The organism is Streptomyces sp. NPDC059679 (genome assembly GCF_042734105.1).
Classification (GTDB): Bacteria; Actinomycetota; Actinomycetes; order Streptomycetales; family Streptomycetaceae; genus Streptomyces.
Genome location: NZ_JBHWES010000141.1, coordinates 2,081 through 3,809, shown reverse-complemented (window position 1 = coordinate 3,809; position 1,729 = coordinate 2,081). Strand labels below are relative to the sequence as shown.

At 71.6% G+C, this 1,729-nt stretch carries 3 protein-coding genes; all 3 read left to right on the top strand.

Annotated features, from left to right (window positions below):
* Window positions 1-211 precede the first annotated feature (211 nt).
* The 3 genes from ACFV2X_RS54705 to ACFV2X_RS54695 all read left to right on the top strand — a co-directional run bounded on the left by ACFV2X_RS54705 (window position 212) and on the right by ACFV2X_RS54695 (window position 1,463).
* Window positions 212-532, top strand: a complete 321-nt coding sequence (locus ACFV2X_RS54705) for a hypothetical protein (protein WP_385631619.1) — start codon at window positions 212-214, stop codon at window positions 530-532.
* A 329-nt stretch (window positions 533-861) separates the two neighbouring features.
* Window positions 862-1,149 carry a hypothetical protein gene (locus tag ACFV2X_RS54700; protein WP_385631616.1) on the top strand — a complete coding sequence of 96 codons (288 nt, stop codon included), beginning with the start codon at window positions 862-864 and terminating at the stop codon, window positions 1,147-1,149.
* 77 nt (window positions 1,150-1,226) lie between these two features.
* Entirely contained in the window at window positions 1,227-1,463 is a 237-nt protein-coding gene (locus ACFV2X_RS54695; protein ID WP_385631613.1) for a hypothetical protein, read from the top strand.
* Window positions 1,464-1,729 lie beyond the last annotated feature (266 nt).

Here is a 1,729-nt window from a genome sequence, read left to right as displayed (position 1 = left end):
CCGCGCGGGCTGGTCTTTGTGTTTTATTCCCCCGCCACCAACACCGGCCGGGCCGGGCCGTGCGGGCCCCCCCCCGGCTGGGGCGGCGTATGGCCCCGCCGCCCCTGCCCCACTCGAAACCCCGACCATCACAAGGAGAGTTCGCCATGCAGCACGACACCGACGACGAGACCAGCGCCAGTGACCGCCTGGCCCGCAGTCTGGACCCCGCATGAACGCGTTCGCCGTGCACGAGGCCCGAGCGTTGGCTTACCTGGCCCGCCAGGACGCAGGGCCACCCCCGGTGAACCCCGAGGATCGGGCCGAGTGGCGCGAGGAGCAGCGCGCCGCCCGCGACTCCTACCGCGCCGGCCGGGCCGTGGCGGTCGGCGCGAACCGGCTTGATACCGTCCGCCGAGCCACCGAGGCCGGACGCTACGACGCCCACGCGCACCAGGACCTCATGGAGGCCCTGGCCGCTGTTGAGCACGGCTGTATGTCCTCATGGCGCGCGACGCCGTACGGAGTGGTCTGGATCGACAACGAGGTCTGAGCCGCCGCCCGTGGCGCGGCCGGAACGCAGACCGGCGACCGCCCTGCCATAAGGCAGGACCCCCCGCACAAGTGCGGCAGGCTGGCGCGGTCGCCGGTCTTCTCGAAACCCGCACCGCGCGTGGTGGCGACATCCCCGAAGGGGCGCTACTTCCACGCGGAACGAGAGAACACCAGGGTAGCGGCTCCAGGGCCAGAGGCGAAAAAGGGATCAGAAACGCGCCCCACAGCACTTCCTATCCGCTTAAAAGCTGGTATTGTTGTCTTTGTTGGAAGGGGGTGGCGCCCCGACCAGCACCACCACTCGAAACCCGTACGGAAGAGGACACGATGACCAACACCACCCCAGACTTCCCCGCCGCCGCGCTGGCCGGTCTGCGTGACCGCCTCATCGCCGCCGCCGCCGACGAGGACACGGCCCCGCTGGAGGAGCTGGACGGGCTCAGCGACAGCGCCCTCGCGGCGTACTGGCACGGCTACGTCAAGGCGAGCGCGGCCGGACGCACTGGGCAGGCGCTGCACGCCACCGCGTTCGGATCGGCGCTCGACGCGCCGTCGCTCGCGGTTCGCGTCGAGACCGGCCCGCTGCGGGCCGCTCTCGCCCAGTCGCTCAGGTAGTCCGTCCGGCCGGGGCGGCGGTTGGCACCGCCGCCCCGGACCCGCTCGAAACCCCCACCATGTGAGGAGAACCCACCGTGACCACCGCCTCCGCAGGTGTCGAGAGCAGCACCGCAGTGATCCGCACCATCGAAGAACCCGAGATCGACCGGCGTAGCGCCGAATCCCCGTACTTCGGCCAGTGCCCGTGCGACGTCTGCGGCGATGACTTTGCTGTCCACCGCTCCCTCACGGTCGAGGAACGCGAGTTCACCGACATCACGACGCGGGAGACCTGGCCGGGCCTGATCGTGATCGCCTGCGACCGCAGCTGACGATCCCCGCCCCCAGCTCGGAACCCCACCACACCGAGGAGACAGTACGCCGTCCCCGCCACTGACGGACGTACCTCCCCGCCAAGCTCGGCGCGCGGCATGAGGACGCCGGGCCTGCGCCGCGCCGCTCGGCGGCGGCGGCCACGGCGACGGAAGCCTTCCGCCGCAGATCGCCGCAGAGAAGTAACCCAACCGCCCCCGGCCGGGGGGGGGGGGGGGGGCGCCCCCCCCCCCCCCCCCCAAACAAACCCCCACGAGCAACAACC

Bases quoted from the DNA above. Each gene is read 5' to 3' on its own strand.
- ACFV2X_RS54700 (WP_385631616.1), top strand. From the start codon at position 862: ATGACCAACACCACCCCAGACTTCCCCGCCGCCGCGCTGGCCGGTCTG.
- ACFV2X_RS54705 (WP_385631619.1), top strand. From the start codon at position 212: ATGAACGCGTTCGCCGTGCACGAGGCCCGAGCGTTGGCTTACCTGGCC.